Here is a 16,015-nt window from a genome sequence, read left to right on the forward strand (position 1 = left end):
CCGCCAGGCGCTGGATGCCTGGGCGCGGCAGCAGCCGGAAACCCTGGCGGACATGGCGGCGCGCTTTGTGCCGCTGTCCGACGCGCTGGATGGGTTGAACGGCGCGCTGTACAGCGAAAGCGGCCAATACTGGCTGGGCGAAGACCTGTGGCGCGCGATCAAGGCCATCCCCATGACCGAGCGCGAGCAAGACCCGGCGACCGACACCACCAGCTTGCCGCCGCTGTACCCGAAATAAGCCCGCGCAGGCTGAGCCGCTGCTGCGCCGAAACGCAACGGCCTCAGGAACCACTCGTCGTCACTGTCAATTCTGACAGTAGATTCGCTCAGCGCTCCCAGCGTTTTATTGACCTTGCCCGCCGCGCGGCCCGCGCGCGTCCCAACCTTGCAAGGTAAAGGCTATGTCTACGCTGCCAATTGATATGCTCGACTCCCCCCCACAGCCAGCCTTCCGTGCAGTGCCGCTGGCCGGCACGCTATACCCCGAAAGAGCCGCCTTTGGCATGGGCACCCGCCACTTGCTGCCTAATTTCGAGGCATACCTTGAGCGGTGGTTTAACTGCAATGTAGGCGATTTCTATAGTCTCTTCGTAGGAAACATGAACACTCCGTTGATTTCGGCTTACGTCAGCGATCAACGTAATCGTTACAGTTGGACCACCCCGGGCACGAATGTCCCGCAGGGCGAAGTCCCGATGTTCGCCCGGGTCATACGCGCAGGCAGCGGGCAGGAAAGCATCTCGGCCATCGAGACCTACCTGATCAAGACAGCCCTGCCAGGCGGCTTCGACCCCGTCGCCGGGAATATCTGGCACGATGGTTTATCCATGTCGATTGATGGCATGCCACGAGGCTCGATCATCAACGCAACCGTTGCCGCAAGCGGAATGACGGCCTTGATCAACAAGTACGCTAACATCCGCGCCAACGACGAAATTGAAATCTCCGTCGGCGGACCGCTCGTCTACCACACCGTAAGCCCCGCCGAGGCCGCCGGGCCTGGGCCGATCCGAGTGCCCATCCCTCGGAGCATTTTCTCCCAGATCAACCAGTCCGGCGATGTGGCGATCAACTTCACGGTCACTGACGTGGTGAAAAACGTCTCCGGGCCTGGCGGCATAAAAGCCCTGTATTCCCCGCCGTATATTCTAAAAAGTGAACTGGACCCCAGCTTGCTCGGAAACCCAGTGTTCTATGCGGACAACGCGGAAGCCCCTGTGGTGGACCTCGACACCCAGAGCCAGTCTGTGTTCACCGTACTGATACCGACCGTTCGCACACCGACGTTGCCCAGTCCCAACCGGCTTGTGGTAATACTGACGATTACCAGGCCAGACGGTTCTGTTGAAATCGTACGATTGCCGCCAGTCAACGACCTCAACCGGTTCAGCGAAATTGTCACCGTCCCGAATGCTTTGATCACGCCACTGGCCGGCGGCTCGTTTCAGGTGTCGTTCGAACTGCAAAACGCATCCGGGGTACGTCTGCGACAGTCGGGCAGCTATTCGGTCCAGGTGGTCGGCACCCCCGTGACGCCACCGGTGTACCCACCGATGAACACGCTGCAGGTTCGGCCATTAATCAACGCAGTGCCCAACAACGGCTCGCTGGATTTGAATGCATTCGCCGGCAATGGTCAGCTGTCCATGGAACGCTGGCCATCGAGCGCGGCAGGGCAACGGGTGTGGATCACCGCCAGCGGTGCCGGTGTACCGGACCTGGTGCTGCTGAGTGGCGTGGCGATCAACGCCAATGAAGCCCTCAACGGGCTGTCAAACATCCCCGTACCGCGCACGTGGCTGCGGCAGGTCAAGTCGGGCAACATTACCCTCTCAGGCGCGATCACCCTCAACGGCAGCACTGACCGGGCGACGGCGGTGGCTTTCGCGTCGACAACCTACAGCATCCGATGGGAACTGGGGATAATCGAAAGCATTATGGTGGGTGCGCAACCGCATTGGATCGTGATCACCCGGGATGGCCGGACGGCCTACCTCACCAATCACGGCAGCCACACCGTCTCGGTGATTGATATTGCCCAACGCAAGGTAGTCAACACCATCGGTGGTTTCAACCGGCCGTTCCGCATCGCCATGCACCCTGATGAGTCGCGCTTGTACGTGGGCAATCTGGGCTCGAAAACCATCTCCGTCATCAATCTGGACAACAACGCACTGATTCAGACAATTCCAAGCTTCCAGTACATTTGGGGGCTTTGCCTGAACAGGGCCGGTACCCGGCTGTTTGTCAGCAGCAGTATCGACAACCTGGTGGGCACCTATGATGCGATGACCGGCACACTCCTGAGCACAACCTATGTCACCAACCCGTTCGGATGCGCGCTCAATCACCTGGAGTCACGGTTTTATGTCGCCGGGCCGTCTCAGGTGAACCTGCTGAATCCATCGGGTGCCTCGGGATTGATCGGTGCAATTCCAGGCATCAATACCCAACCGGTCGGCTCTGACATCGCGTTCAATCCGTTCGATATGCCGAGGGAACGCGCTTACGTGACCGGCACAAATGCGGTGTACATCATTAACCCGCCGACCAATACCATTGCCAAAACCCTGCCTGGTTTCACCTATGCTTACGGTGTGGCCATGAGCCCCCGCGTTCGGGAGTGCTATGTCACCGATAACGGGAATACCTTCACCGTCATCAATACCGACACAGAGACCGTGGTGCGCAGGCACTCCGGCTTCGCCAACCCTGCTGGCGTCGCGGTGACACCGGATGGTTCGGTTGCGCTGGTGGCCAATCAGGCAAACGGCACGCTGTCTTTCGTCGCGCTTTAGTTGCAGAACACAAAAACGGGACTCGGTAGCGGTGGGTCCCATTTTTTTGCCTTTAGTTAAAGGCCAGCAGTCCTTATCCCTTTAATCTGCGGGAAGTTTCCTAGACAATCCCACGGCCTTGCGCCTGCTCAGTCCACTGGCTAGCCTTCACTCCGTCGCTGCGTATCAGCGATCAGGGGTGAGATCCTGTCAATAGGGTGCCAAGTGTCACAACCGCGAGCAACATGCTCTATGGCGGCTGTGTGCGGGCAGACTTCGGTCTGGCCGGGTGGCCTCCTACCGGTTATCTCACCCCGCACATAGCTGCCACCTTTTGTCGAGTGAGATCTGCAAAAGAATGGCTCCCAATCCAGTAGGAGCTTACTCATGAACAAAATCGTCCCCGACCCACCCCGCGAAATCTTCGAACGCGCCCTGCGCCACTACCTGCAACCCACTTCACCACCCTCCTTTGCTGTACATCAAGACCTCAGCTTCGAAGACGCCCTGACCCAACTCTGCGACCTCCTACGCTGCGCAGCCGCCACCGCCGCCGGCACCACCCAGGCACTGCTCGGCCATGAGCGCGACCTGGCCGGCGCCACCGAACACCTGATCGCCAGCGCCAAAACCCTCGCCGACCGCGCGCTGGAGTGCCTGCACACCCCATAACCCCCGGTGGGAGCGGGCTTGCCCGCTCCCACGCGGGTTATGTGTCGGCCTCGGGCACCGCGGTGGCTTTTACAGGTAAACTCCCCTCCTTTTCATCTTCTCCACGGAGTTCGCCTTGCGTCTGTTTCACACCTCCGACTGGCACCTGGGCCAAAACCTCCACGGCCAGGAACGCGACTTCGAACACGCCTGCTTCCTCCAGTGGCTGCTGGGCCAATTAAAAGCCGAGCGGCCCGACGTGCTGCTGATCGCCGGCGACATTTTCGACACGGTCAACCCGCCGCTCAGGGCCCAGGAGCGGCTGTATGACTTCATCATCAGCGCCCACGAACAAAACCCCACACTGACGATTGTAATGATCGCCGGCAACCACGATTCCGGCTCGCGCATTGAGCTGCCTGCGCCGCTGATGCGCCGCTTGCGCACCCATGCCCTGGGCCGTGTGCTGTGGCTGGATGACGGCCAACTGGATGCCGAACGTTTGCTGATCCCACTGCCTGACGCCAAAGGCAAGGTCGCCGGCTGGTGCCTGGCGCTGCCATTTCTGCGCCCGGCCGAAGTCACCGGCGCACAGCTGGGCGACGACTACCTGCGTGGCATCGGCCACGTGCATGAACGGCTGATCGCCGCCGCGAATGCCAAACGCAAAAAAGGCCAGGCCCTGATCGCCATCAGCCACGCGCACATGGCCGGCGGTTCGGTGTCGCAAGACTCCGAGCGCAGCCTGATCATCGGCAATGCCGAGGCGCTGCCCGCCAGCCTGTTCGATGCCAGCGTGGGTTATGTCGCCCTTGGCCATCTGCACAAGCCGCAAAAGGTCAATGGCGAAGAGCGCATTCGCTACAGCGGCTCGCCGATTCCGTTGTCGTTTTCCGAAATCGGCTACAAGCACCAGATTCTCGACGTGACCTTCCAGGGCCAATGCCTGGTCAGTGTCGAGCCGCTGCTGATCCCCCGCTCGGTCGACCTGCAACGCCTGGAGGCCGCGCCGCTGGCCGACATCCTCAAGCAATTGGCCGACCTGCCCGACGTCGACCTGCTGGCCGAAACCCAGCGCCACCCGTGGCTGGAAGTGCGCGTGCGCCTCGACGAGCCGCAACCGGACCTGCGCCAGCAAATCGAAACCGCACTGCTGGGCAAGGCCGTGCGCCTGGTGCGCATCGCCGCCGAGTACGCCGGCACGGGCGCGCGCGAAGACTCTGACGACAGCCGCCTGATCGAACTCGACCAGCTCACGCCCCAGGAACTGTTCAGCCGCGCGTGGCAGGACAGCTACGGCAGCGAAGTGGATGAACAGACCCTGAAGGATTTCGCCGTGCTGCTCCAGGAAGTGCAACAGCAGGAGGATCAGCCATGAAGATTCTCGCCATCCGCCTGAAAAACCTCGCCTCCCTGGCGGGCCCGTTTGAAATCGACTTTACCGCCGAGCCCCTGGCCAGCGCCGGGTTGTTCGCGATCACCGGGCCGACCGGCGCAGGCAAAAGCACCCTGCTGGATGCCTTGTGCCTGGCGCTGTTTGGCGCGGTGCCACGCCTGGGCGATACCGGCCAGGCGAAGATGCCCGACGCCGACAGCGATATTTCCATCGGCGACCCGCGCACCCTGCTGCGCCGCGGCACCGGCGGCGGCTATGCCGAGGTGGATTTTGTCGGGGTCAGCGGGCGTCGCTATCGCGCGCGCTGGGAGGCCAATCGCGCCCGCGACAAGGCCAGTGGCAAACTGCAGAACAGCCGGCAAAGCCTGATCGACCTGGACAGCGACCAACTGCTGGCCAGCCAGAAAACCGAATACAAGACCCAGCTCGAACTGGCCCTGGGCCTGAATTTCGAGCAGTTCACCCGCGCGGTGTTGCTGGCGCAAAGTGAATTCAGCGCGTTCCTCAAAGCCAACGACAACGAGCGCAGCGAACTGCTGGAAAAGCTCACCGACACCGCGCTGTACACCCAGCTCGGGCGTCGCGCGTTCGACAAGGCCAAGGATGCCCGCGACGCGCACAAACACCTGCAAGACCAGGCCACCGGCGTGGTGCCCCTGGCCCCGGAAGCGCGCGCCGAGCTCGATCAGCAATTCGACGCCGCCCAGCAGCAGCTCAAGGCCCAGCAGGCCCAGCTCAAGCAGCTGGAGTTGCAGCACACCTGGCTCAAGGAACTGCGCGAATGGCAGGACCGCCAGCTGAGTGCAACCGAACAACTACAACGCGCGCAAGCCGAATGGGACGGCCTGGGCGCGCAGCGCCAGGACCTGAGCCGCCTGGAGCAGCTGGCACCGCAACGTCATCAGTTTGCACGCCAGATCGAACTCGACAGCCTGCTCACGCCGTTGGCCGCACAGATTCAGTTGCACCTTGAGCAACAGGTCCAACTGCATGCCCGTCAGGCCCAAGCGCAACAGCAGCAAACCAGCGCCCAGGCTGCCTTGGCCCAAGCCCTTGCCCACCAGGCCGACGCCGGCCCGCTGCTGCACCAGGCCTTTGCCGAGCAGAACACCCTCGCCCACTTGACCAAAGACCTGGCCAAACGCAGCGAAGACCAGCAATTGCAGGAAACCGCCTGCCGTGACGGCCAGGCGCAACTCACCGCCTTGCTCGACAAGCAGGCCGACGTCGCCGGGCGCCTGCAACGCCTGGCGGCCGAACTTGAGCGCAGCGCCGCCCTCGCCCCGCTGAGCGAGGCCTGGAACGCCTACCGCGATCGCCTGCAACAGCTGATGCTGATCGGCAATCGCCTGAACAAAGGCCAGGCCGAACTGCCGCAACTGGAACAACGCGCCACCACCTGCGCGGAAAAATTCGCCGAGCAACGTGAAGCCCTGGAGCTGCTGTACCAGGAAGCCGGCGCCGAACCGCATGCCGTGGCCGAGCAGATCCAGCTGTTGGGCGGCCTGCTGCAGGACAATCGCAAGCAACAACGCGCCTTCGAAGAACTGAGCCGCCTGTGGGACAGCCAGCAACAGCTCGACCAGCAGGCCGCTGCGCTGTCGCAAAAACTCGCGGACGCCCAGCAACAGCGCGACCAACTGAACCAGACCGGCCTGCAAACCAAGGCCGAGCTGACAGTCGCCGAGCAAACCCTGACGGTCACCAAACAGTTGCTCGAACGCCAGCGCCTGGCCCGCAGTGCCAGCGTCGAGGAGTTGCGCGAACAGTTGCAGGATGACCAGCCGTGCCCGGTGTGCGGCAGCCACGAGCACCCGTATCACCAGCCCGAAGCCTTGCTGCACAGCCTCGGTCGCCATGACGACAACGAAGAGGCGGCGGCGCAAAAGGCCGTCGATACCCTCAAGGAAAAACTCACCGAGCTGCGCGGTGAAGTGGGCGGCTTGATTGCCCAGCAAAAAGAGTTTTTGCTTCAGCAGGAGCAACTGGCGACGCAACAACAGCGCCTGGCGCCAAGCCTGGAAGCGCACCCATTGTCGGCCGCACTGTTCAACCAGCAGGCCGCCACGCGCAGCGCCTGGCTGGCGCAGCAGCTGAGCCAGCTGACGCAAAGCATCACCCAGGACGAGCAACGCCAAGGCGCCCTGCTCAACCTGCAACAAAATGCCGGGCGCTTGCAGCAACAACTGCAAGCCGCCCAGGACGCGAGCCAGCAAGCCCGCCAATTGCTGGTGGACCAGCAGCGCGAGCTGTCCAACGACCGCGAACGCCTCGACGAAGAACTGCACGCCTTCGCCAGCCTGTTGCCCGCCGACACCCTGGAAGGCTTGCGCCGCGAACCGGCCGCCACGTTCATGCAGCTGGACCAGCAGGTCAGCCAGCGCCTCGAACAGCTGGGCCACCAACGCGATGAGCTGGCCGAGCAGCAGGAGCGCCAGCAGGCCATCGAGAAAGAACAGACCCACCAGCAGCATCGCCAGCAGCAACTTGCGGCGCAGCAACAGCAGGTCACCGAGCTGGCCGCCCAGCAACAGGCGGCCCAGGAAAAACTTGGCGCACTGCTCGGCGCGCACAGCAGCGCCGAACACTGGCAGCAGCAACTCGACCAGGCGGTGGCGCACGCACGCCAAAGCGAGACCGACGCCAGCCAACAATTGCAGGCCACCGGCAGCGAACTGATCCAACTGGCCGCCGACCTCAAGGCCAAGCAGGAACGCCAGCAGGCGCTGCACGCCGAACAGCAGACGCTCGCCACCCGTCTTCAAGCATGGCGCGCGCTGCACCCGGAATTGGACGACGACGGTCTGAGCCGTTTGCTGACGTTCGATGATGCACACGTCAGCGAACTGCGCCAACAGCTGCAACACAGCGAAAAAGCCGTGGAACAAGCCAAGGTGCTGCTGCAAGAGCGCGAACAACGCCTGGCCGAGCACCAGGCCCTGCACAACGGCAACCTCGATGCGCAACAGCTCGACGCCAGCCTGGCCGCGCTCAATCAGCAATTGGCCGAGGGTGAGAAGCGCTGCGCGGAACTGCGCGCGCGTCAGTCCGAAGACCAGCGCCGCCAGGACGCCAACCACAGCCTGGCCGAGCAGATCGCCAAGGCCTATGACGAGTGGCAGCGCTGGGCGCGCCTGAATGCGCTGATCGGTTCGGCCACCGGCGACACCTTCCGCAAAATCGCCCAGGCCTACAACCTCGACCTGCTGGTGCACCACGCCAACGTGCAGCTGCGCCAACTGGTGCGCCGTTACCGCCTCAAGCGCGGCGGCAGCATGCTTGGCCTGCTGGTGCTGGACACCGAAATGGGCGACGAACTGCGCTCGGTGCATTCGCTGTCGGGCGGCGAAACGTTCCTGGTGTCGTTGGCGCTGGCGTTGGGCCTGGCGTCGATGGCCTCGAGTACGCTGAAGATTGAGTCGCTGTTTATCGACGAAGGCTTCGGCAGCCTCGACCCCGAGTCGCTGCAACTGGCGATGGACGCCCTCGACGGCTTGCAGGCCCAGGGCCGTAAGGTGGCGGTGATTTCCCATGTGCAGGAAATGCACGAGCGCATTCCGGTACAGATCCAGGTGAAGCGCCAAGGCAATGGCTTGAGCACCCTGGAGGTGAAGTGAGCGAGGCGCTGCTGTATTCGTTCAGGCGCTGCCCGTATGCGATGCGCGCACGCCTGGCCTTGCGTTATTCGGGCGTGCCGGTGCGCATCGTCGAAGTCAGCCTGAAGGCCAAGCCGCCCGAGATGCTGGCGCTGTCGCCCAAGGGCACGGTGCCGGTGCTGAGCGTGGATGGCCAGGTGATCGAAGAAAGCCTGGAAATCATGCAATGGGCCTTGGCCCGACACGACCCGGATAACTGGTTGCTGGGGGGCGACCCCGCCGTGCTGGCGCTGATCGCCGAAAACGACCAGGGGTTCAAACATCATTTGAATCGATACAAGTACGCCGATCGCTTCCCCGAACAGCCGATGGAACAGTATCGGGCCGAGGGCGAGGTGTTCTTGCAGAGGTGGGAAGGTTTGTTGGCGGATCGCGCGTATTTACTGGCCGATCACCCGAGTTTGGCCGACATGGCGCTGGCACCGTTCGTGCGCCAGTTTGCGCATGTGGATCGGGAGTGGTTTGCCGGCACGCCCTACCGCCGGTTGCAGCAGTGGCTGGAGAGGTTTCTGCAATCGCCGCTGTTTATCAGCGTCATGGCAAAAACCCCATAGCCGAGGCGCCGCCGCGCTAATCAGCCTTCAACCAGGTTCAACAATCGCTCGCGGGCCATCTCTGGTTCGCCGTCCACCAGCTGCACGGAAGACAGGATGGGCGCGGAATAAAGGGCCAGGATAAGGGCGGCGAGTCGAAGGGCCATGCTGTTGATTCCATGAGAAAGGCGTCAATAGTTGAGCGTCAAATTTAATCACATGGCAATGCGCCATTACTAGAATTTTTTAAGCAGACGCACAAACGCCAAACCACTCGAACGAGCCAGGCTTCGTTCCAGTGGTTTGGCGTCTGCTTGTGCAGGGTCAATCAACGCTCATGCCTGGGTTTTGTGATCCAGGGCGGCGTAGAAGTTAGCGCTTTGTTGCAGGTACTTCTGGGTGTAGGCGCTGGTGCTGGATTTTTTGCCGGCAACGTCGACGCTGGCAGAAGCCGGCAACGCGATGGTGGCGGAAACAGCGGATGCGGCGATGATGGAGAAGAGGTTCAAGTTCATGTCGGTAGCCCTAGTGTTCGTTTGGTTGAGTAGCCTGGTAAGGCCTTGAAACCAAACTTACGCCCGAGGGCGGGACCTTAGAAATGCTTTGAAACACTAGCCGCTATCAATACAATTAATACTAAAGGTCAGGCCCCGCACGGCGGGGCCTGTGGCTTATTGACGCACCAGGAACTTGAGATCGCTGGGCGCATCGATCGGCAATGTCTGCACGGTTTTACCCAGCAGGCCGGTCTTGGGGTCGCGTTCAACCACCACAATCGAGTTGCTTTTCTGGTTGGCCATCAGCAGGAATTTGCCGCTCGGGTCCAGGCTGAATTCACGCGGGTGGTCGCCCTCAACCGAGCGGCGCTGCAACTCCTTGAGGTGCGCAGTGGCCGGGTCGATGCTGAACACAAGTAGCTGGTTAGCCGTGCCGCGGTTGCTCACGTACAGGAATTTGCCATCGCTGGAAGCATGCAGCGCGGCGCCGGCCCTGTCGGACACCGGCTGCCCGGCGGCAAAGTCCACCAGCTGGGTTTGCGTGAGCTTGCCGTCCTTGTAATCGAACACGGCGATCTGGGCACTCATCTCCGTGCTCAGCCAGGCATGCTTGCCATCGGCGCTGAACAGCAGGTGACGCGGGCCGCTGCCCGGCGGCAGTTGCACAAGGGCCGGATCGGCGGGAGTCAGCGGCAGTTCGTGGTTGGCCTTGGGGTCGTAGCGATAGGCGAACACCTTGTCCGCGCCCAGGTCTTGCACGAACACGTACTTGCCATCCGGCGACGACACCACCGAGTGCACATGGTTTGACGCCTGGCGCTCAGGGTTGACCCGGCTCGCCGGGTGCGCGCTCAGTTGCACCGGCGCCGACAGCTTGCCTTGGGCGTCGACCGGCAATACCGCGAGGCTGCCGCCCGGGTCTTCGAGTACCGAATAGTTGGCGACAAACAGGTAACGACCGTCAGCGGCCAGGCTGGAATGGGTCGGCTCATTGCCCAGGCTCTGCACCTGGTTGATCAGGGTCAGCTGATGATTCTGCGGGTCGATGCTGTAGCTGCTGACCCGACCGACCGGGTCTTGCTGGCCCGGGCCGTTTTCGTTAACCACAAACAGATGCTTCTGGTCCTTGGAAACCGTCAGCCATGACGGGTTGGCCGCCTTGGCCGCCAGTACCGGCTTGCCGCTGAACTGCCCGGTACGGCTGTCGAACTGCAGGCGGTAAATGCCTTCGCTGGTGCCGGCGGTGTAGCTGCCGACCAGCAGTTCGTAAGTGTCCACGGGAGCGGCCTGCACCGACATCGCCCCCACACTGCCGGCCATCAGCAGCGGCCAGAATTTACGCATCATCATCCGCTTCATCCTCATCATTATTGTTGCCGGTGACGGCGTCCAGGCACACCAGGCGGTGCTCCCCCGTGTCACCGGTCAGGGTCCAGCTTTGCAACGACGCGTCGAACGTCGCCGCCTCGATCTGCTCCCGGCTGAACGTCCAGCGCTTTTCAATGCGGCCGTCCATGCACAGCACGCTCAAATGCTGTTCACCCAGCGTAAAGTCAAAAGCGTGCAAGCCGTCGATAAACAGCAGTTCGCTGGTGGCGAGCGTGGTCAGTAGAGTCTGGGTCATGGTCATCGTTCAGTCAGTTCAAAGCGCCAATGATAGGCCAGTTTGCGAGGTTGGCCTAAACCGGCGCCCGAGCGGTATCCGGCTAACACCCGGCGCCCGCTAGCCTGGCGGTAAATGGGCGCTCACTAAACGGCCCCGAAAAGGATTTTTCATGCCTGCACAGCCCTCGATCGCCACCCTGGCCCAGGCGGTCAGCCTGCAATTCAACAGCCGGCCAAGCCTGGCGAGCGTCGCCCGGCAGATGCTCGCCGACGCCATCAAAGCACGTTACCCGACACTGCTCATCGACCTCCAGCTCACCCGGCTGGCCAGCCCCCAGGCCGGCGGAGGCTGGGCCCTGCGCCCGCTGATGGACCACGTGCTGGACTACCTGGCCAGCGGCGTCACCCTGAACCTCGCTGACGTCGCAGGGCAGCCCTGCTTTCTCAGTGACCGGCCCCCCACCCGGCTCAAGCTGCCCGGCAGCGTCGCAGAAAAATTGCAGATGAGTGCCATCGCCGAAATGGTCCAGGAGCTGGCCTGGACCCTGCCCCTGGGTGTGCAAGACGCCCTGACCCGCTACTGGCAGGAACCCACCGAATACGGCCCCAACCGCTGGCGCTGGCTGGCCGACAGGCTCAGTGACACCCTGCGCATCAGCGCCCTGCGTCAACCGGGGCTCGATGCCCTCGAACGCGCCAGTGTCGACCAACTGGTCCAGTACCCGGACCGCGACACGCGCATCGAGCGCTTTGGCGAAACCGCGGTGTTTGCCTACTGCCTGCAAACCACCCTGACTCACCAGGGGCGCAGCGTGCAACTGCTGAGCCCCGACCTGTTGCTGGTACGCGTGATGCCGGGCCGTACCCTCGGTTTGCTGTGCAAACCCGACGGCAGCATCGAGCGCCTGCGTTCGCTGGACACTTTCGCCCAGACCTGGGCCGGGCGCATGGCGCGGCGCTATGCCGTAGACAGCCTCAGCAGCCAGCGCTATGAACCGGATGGCAACCTGTTCGATAACCAGGCCGCGCTGATCCTCAACCAGCAGGTAGAAGACCTCGGCGCCTTGCGCCTACCCGCCGGGCAGCCCCTGGAAGCGTTGAATGAGGTGTACCGCCAGCTGAGCGATCCCGGGACGTTTTTTCTCAACCCGCAGCGCGCCCTGCCGCAGGCACTCGCGGTCCTCAAACCGCGCATTCCCGATTGGCTGACGCAGGCATCCGCCGCCGACCAAATGCGCTACCGCGACGCTTGCCTGCAATTGGCCAGCGCGAAAAAACGCAGCGCCGGGCGCACGTTCCTCAGCGATATCCCGGATATCCGCAGCTATGCCGCAACGGTTCTATGGCAACAGCTGCAACTCGACGAGTCAGGCTTGGGCGGCGTGCAAGCGGCTCAGTCCCAGGCGGCCAACTTCAAGCCGGAAGACCTCGAACTGGTGTTCACGGTCGCCGCCGGCTACCCAGGCACCCCAGGCATCATTGAGCACCGCAGCTTGACGCTGATCGAACTGGCCCTGAAAAACCTCTCCGGCAAGCCCCGTGGCCAGGCCACTTTGCGCCATCGCCACGGCAAGCCGTTACCGGCCTGGCTGACGGCCGACTACGCCAGCGCGCTGATCGCGCAGGTGGACATCGGCAAGACCTACCCCGAACTGCTCAAGCGCCAGTTGCTGGGAGAGACCCCCGAAGCCCGCGAGCGGGAGGGCTGGTTCGCCGATCAGCTCGCCGCCCAACTGCCGTTGCAAGCGCTGGAACAGGCGCTCAAGCCAACGCCGACCCTGAGCGCGACCGGTGCGCGGTTGGTCGCTACCCTGCTGCAGGCCGGCCCCTGCGAGCGCATGCTCAACGGCCAGGCCGTGGTGATCCGCACCTTGGCGCTGTTGCGCAAACCCGAGGCGAGCGCCGATGTGGTCGCCACGATGTTCATCATCGAAGCCCAGGACATCACGGTTGGCCCGCACGTGCTGTACCGCCCGCTGTACGCCGACGCCTTGATGGAATTCGCCACCCGCCAGGCCTTGCTCGATGCTATCGCGGCGCCGGGCGAGTTGCAGGACAGCGTGTTGACCTGGTTGTCGGACGGCGCACGGCCGGTGTACGACCACGGCGGTTTTCACGAACCGCATTACGTTCGCTTCGGCCAGGGTGACGAGTTCACCCCACCGGCGGTGCCGCGCCCGGCCAGCCTGGCGACGGACGGTTCCAGCGACGAACTGCTGCAATGCCTGCTGACGGGTCGCCTGATGCAGTATTTGTACGGCAGCAACGCCAGGGCCCTGGTCGAGCAGGCCGAGCGCGATTCGGTGTCCAACCGCGAAAGCCGCTGGGCAGTGCTGCTTGAAGGCGGTGGCCTGCTGTTCAATAGCCTGCTGCTGCCCTGGCTGCGCGGCCCGCTGATGCTCACGGGCTGGTTGCTGGCGTTGATGACCAGCGCCAGCCAGGACATCCCGGCCCTGAACAGCCCCGACCCGGTGACCCGCGAGCTGGCTGCCGTCGACACCCTGCTCAACCTCGCCATGCTGTTGCTGCACCTGGCCCCTGCCCCGGCCATTGCCCCATTGGGTTCCAGCAGCAGCGTGGCACAGTTGGCGCTGAACCCCAGGGTACCGCTGCGGCAAAACTGGCCGATCAGCGTGCCGCCCACCCTTGGCGAAAGCACCGTGGCGGTTTACGGTCAGTGGCCTGGTGCAAGCCATGCGCCCCTGGATTTCAGCTTCGCCAACCCGCGCAATCAGCTAAGCGCGGTGCAGCGCGAACGCCTGGCCGGTTTCCAGGTGCCGCTGCCGGCCACCCTGCCCGCGCCGGTTGCCGAGGGCCTTGAGCAAGGCTTGTACCGCATTGCCCAAAGCCTGCACGTGTTGATCGACGCCAGCCTGTACACAGTCAGCCGCGAACCAGACGGGTGGGTGATTGTCGACCCGACCGACACTCACCGGCAAGGTCCCTACGTGCGCCAGCACAACCAGCGCTGGGAGCTGGACCTCAAGCTGCGCCTGCGCGGCGGCATGCTGAGCAAGAAACTGGCGGCCGAGCGCCAGCGCAAAGCGCAGCGCAAACAGGTGCTGCAAGCCGAGTACACCCAGTACCTTGAGCGCCAAGCCACGGAACAGCGTCGCGTCGACCTCGCGGAAAGCCTCTGGACACAGGCGCAAAACGACCCCAGGGCCGAGGTCCAAGACCGCATCAACCGGCGTCGACGCTTCGATACAGCCCTGCAACAGCAGGTGGCCGAGTACGCAAAAATCCTCGACACCCGCCAGGAACGTGAGCAACTGCACATAGCGCTGCCCCCCGAGGCGGCGGCCCGACTGATGGAAAACACCATCAACAATGCGCGCAAAAGCGTGGTGTTCGCCGGCAGCGACCGCGACGAGTTGTACAGCGCCCACCCGGCATTCACGTTACAAGGTCCGGCCCTGGTCCTCGCGGTGGCCACCGACCAAATGGGTTACCTGAACTTCGTACGGGCACTGGTGGAGATCAACGAGCGACAGATTCACTGGCTGGAACTCAAGGATCGCTACCTGGAGGAACTGTTCACCCTCGGTGAGGCCGGTGCCGAACCTTATCACCGGCTGACCACTGGCCGCTCCGAACGCGAATACAGTGCCCTGTCCGTTAAAAGCTTGCAGGTGCGCAGCTTGAAATTCCCGTGCCTAAAAGGCATGGAGCCGGGGCCGATCCTGGCGCTGGATACGATCTTCGACAGCCTGCAATTGCATGTTCGCACCCACAGCGAACTGAACGCCCTGGACCTGCCCCCCGGCGAGCGCCTGGAGGTGCTGAGCAGCCTGGTGGAGCATTATGCCTCGGCCCTGGATGGGTTGAAGGGCATCGGCATCGTCAACGCCGACGAGCTATTCCCCGACTACTTCAACCGTTTGCTCGGCCTGGTGGAAAGCCTGTACCAGGACGCAGCACGTCAATTGGCCGCCGAAATCAAGCCGGAACCGCAACCGCGCCGACGCCCACCCAAGCAGCCGATGCTGGCCGTCGGCAGGCCCGTGAAAAAAGTCATCAAGACCCGCAAGGGCATGATGATCGGAGTGCTCAAGCCAGCCGGCACAGCGTTGCCGATCGACGTGGTCGAAATGCGCACCGAGGACACCGACCAGCTGTTGTCCAGCTACTCCCAACACGAAGACGTCTGGGATGAAATCCGCGTCGAAACGGCCGGCACGGCCTCACCACCGCCCCGTAGCCTGGCCGCAATCAAGGCTGAGGCCCATCAACTGCTCATGGGCTTCGACGGCCATCTGAGCCGGGCCACGGACTACCTGAGAGTGACCCGGCACCCGCAGGAGCTGGAAGAAGTGCTGCAACACGAAGCCAATCGCATGCTCGCCGCCGCCGCTGAGCTGGAGCGGGCTGAAGGTACGCGCACCGCCCCCGAGCGGACACTGCTCGACAACTTGCGCTTCCAGGCCCAACGCCTGGCCACCCACGGCCGGGACCTGCGCATCCAGGCCAGCCTGCAACTGCCGCCGACCCACGGCAACCTGGAGTATTTGCTGCAAGAAGACCAGGTGCAAATCGCCAGCCTCGGTACGCGCCTGGCGATGCGCGGCGAGCAGCGCGATTTCCTCCAGGAGTACGCGATCAATGACAAGAAGGGCTTCCCGTTGTGGTACGCGCATTTTCACTACCCCAGCGCCACCACCCTCAAGCAGGACTACAGCGCGGCCCACCTGAAAACCCGCGCACAACGAAGGCAAAGCTACCAGTCGCTGCTGCGCGACGCCCATGACTCGCAAAGCATCATCAATGTGCATCGCGGGCTGATCGGCAAGGCCTTGGCGGAACGCCGCTTCCTGCCCTTGGTGCCCTGAGTCCCCAACAGCCGCAGCACGGGCTGCGGCTTTTGCACAGCGCTCTCGCGGCCCCACTGCGAGAGCGGTTC

10 protein-coding genes and 1 pseudogene are annotated in these 16,015 nt (G+C 63.2%); 7 read left to right on the top strand and 4 right to left on the bottom strand.

The window, feature by feature from the left end; all coding sequences use genetic code 11:
- From WBR57_RS29510 to WBR57_RS29535, 6 genes and pseudogenes are all read left to right on the top strand, one after another.
- Positions 1 to 238, top strand: a pseudogene (locus WBR57_RS29510) (BatD family protein); the annotation flags it as partial.
- A 163-nt stretch (positions 239 to 401) separates the two neighbouring features.
- On the top strand, positions 402 to 2,798 hold the full coding sequence (locus WBR57_RS29515) for a YncE family protein (protein WP_424089008.1): 2,397 nt from the start codon (positions 402 to 404) through the stop codon (positions 2,796 to 2,798).
- 366 nt (positions 2,799 to 3,164) lie between these two features.
- A complete protein-coding gene (locus WBR57_RS29520; protein WP_424089010.1) occupies positions 3,165 to 3,449 on the top strand; it encodes a DUF6124 family protein in 285 nt (94 codons plus the stop codon).
- Between the two features lie 115 nt (positions 3,450 to 3,564).
- A complete protein-coding gene (locus tag WBR57_RS29525) occupies positions 3,565 to 4,806 on the top strand; it encodes an exonuclease SbcCD subunit D C-terminal domain-containing protein (protein ID WP_424089012.1) in 1,242 nt (413 codons plus the stop codon).
- Positions 4,803 to 8,441: an SbcC/MukB-like Walker B domain-containing protein gene (locus WBR57_RS29530; RefSeq protein ID WP_424089014.1), complete on the top strand. Its 3,639-nt coding sequence runs from the start codon at positions 4,803 to 4,805 to the stop codon at positions 8,439 to 8,441. The genes WBR57_RS29525 and WBR57_RS29530 overlap by 4 nt, the downstream gene beginning before the upstream one ends.
- Positions 8,438 to 9,034, top strand: a complete 597-nt coding sequence (locus WBR57_RS29535) for a glutathione S-transferase (RefSeq protein WP_424089016.1) — start codon at positions 8,438 to 8,440, stop codon at positions 9,032 to 9,034. The genes WBR57_RS29530 and WBR57_RS29535 overlap by 4 nt, the downstream gene beginning before the upstream one ends.
- Before the next feature lie 20 nt (positions 9,035 to 9,054).
- On the opposite strand, the gene WBR57_RS29540 is transcribed toward WBR57_RS29535, so the two are convergent.
- The 4 genes from WBR57_RS29540 to WBR57_RS29555 form a co-directional block, all read right to left on the bottom strand.
- Positions 9,055 to 9,180 carry a hypothetical protein gene (locus WBR57_RS29540; RefSeq protein WP_424089018.1) on the bottom strand — a complete coding sequence of 42 codons (126 nt, stop codon included), beginning with the start codon at positions 9,178 to 9,180 and terminating at the stop codon, positions 9,055 to 9,057.
- A 168-nt stretch (positions 9,181 to 9,348) separates the two neighbouring features.
- Positions 9,349 to 9,528 (bottom strand): hypothetical protein, encoded by a 180-nt coding sequence (locus WBR57_RS29545; RefSeq protein ID WP_424089020.1) that lies wholly within the window; start codon positions 9,526 to 9,528, stop codon positions 9,349 to 9,351.
- A gap of 156 nt (positions 9,529 to 9,684) precedes the next feature.
- A complete protein-coding gene (locus tag WBR57_RS29550) occupies positions 9,685 to 10,860 on the bottom strand; it encodes a lactonase family protein (RefSeq protein ID WP_424089022.1) in 1,176 nt (391 codons plus the stop codon).
- Positions 10,847 to 11,140 (bottom strand): DUF5629 family protein, encoded by a 294-nt coding sequence (locus WBR57_RS29555; RefSeq protein WP_424089024.1) that lies wholly within the window; start codon positions 11,138 to 11,140, stop codon positions 10,847 to 10,849. The genes WBR57_RS29550 and WBR57_RS29555 overlap by 14 nt, the downstream gene beginning before the upstream one ends.
- 145 nt (positions 11,141 to 11,285) lie before the next feature.
- On the opposite strand from WBR57_RS29555, the gene WBR57_RS29560 reads away from it, so the two are divergent.
- A complete protein-coding gene (locus tag WBR57_RS29560; protein WP_424089026.1) occupies positions 11,286 to 15,944 on the top strand; it encodes a hypothetical protein in 4,659 nt (1,552 codons plus the stop codon).
- The last annotated feature ends 71 nt before the right edge of the window (positions 15,945 to 16,015 follow it).

The sequence above is a fragment of the Pseudomonas sp. genome (genome assembly GCF_049590575.1).
In the GTDB taxonomy this organism is placed as follows: domain Bacteria; phylum Pseudomonadota; class Gammaproteobacteria; order Pseudomonadales; family Pseudomonadaceae; genus Aquipseudomonas.

What these genes read in the sequence shown, in the direction of transcription:
- WBR57_RS29530 (WP_424089014.1), top strand. Translation starts at nt 4,803, where the DNA reads ATGAAGATTCTCGCCATCCGCCTGAAAAACCTCGCCTCCCTGGCGGGC.
- WBR57_RS29545 (WP_424089020.1), bottom strand. Translation starts at nt 9,528, where the DNA reads ATGAACTTGAACCTCTTCTCCATCATCGCCGCATCCGCTGTTTCCGCC.
- WBR57_RS29550 (WP_424089022.1), bottom strand. Translation starts at nt 10,860, where the DNA reads ATGATGATGCGTAAATTCTGGCCGCTGCTGATGGCCGGCAGTGTGGGG.
- WBR57_RS29520 (WP_424089010.1), top strand. Translation starts at nt 3,165, where the DNA reads ATGAACAAAATCGTCCCCGACCCACCCCGCGAAATCTTCGAACGCGCC.
- WBR57_RS29555 (WP_424089024.1), bottom strand. Translation starts at nt 11,140, where the DNA reads ATGACCATGACCCAGACTCTACTGACCACGCTCGCCACCAGCGAACTG.
- WBR57_RS29540 (WP_424089018.1), bottom strand. Translation starts at nt 9,180, where the DNA reads ATGGCCCTTCGACTCGCCGCCCTTATCCTGGCCCTTTATTCCGCGCCC.
- WBR57_RS29560 (WP_424089026.1), top strand. Translation starts at nt 11,286, where the DNA reads ATGCCTGCACAGCCCTCGATCGCCACCCTGGCCCAGGCGGTCAGCCTG.
- WBR57_RS29515 (WP_424089008.1), top strand. Translation starts at nt 402, where the DNA reads ATGTCTACGCTGCCAATTGATATGCTCGACTCCCCCCCACAGCCAGCC.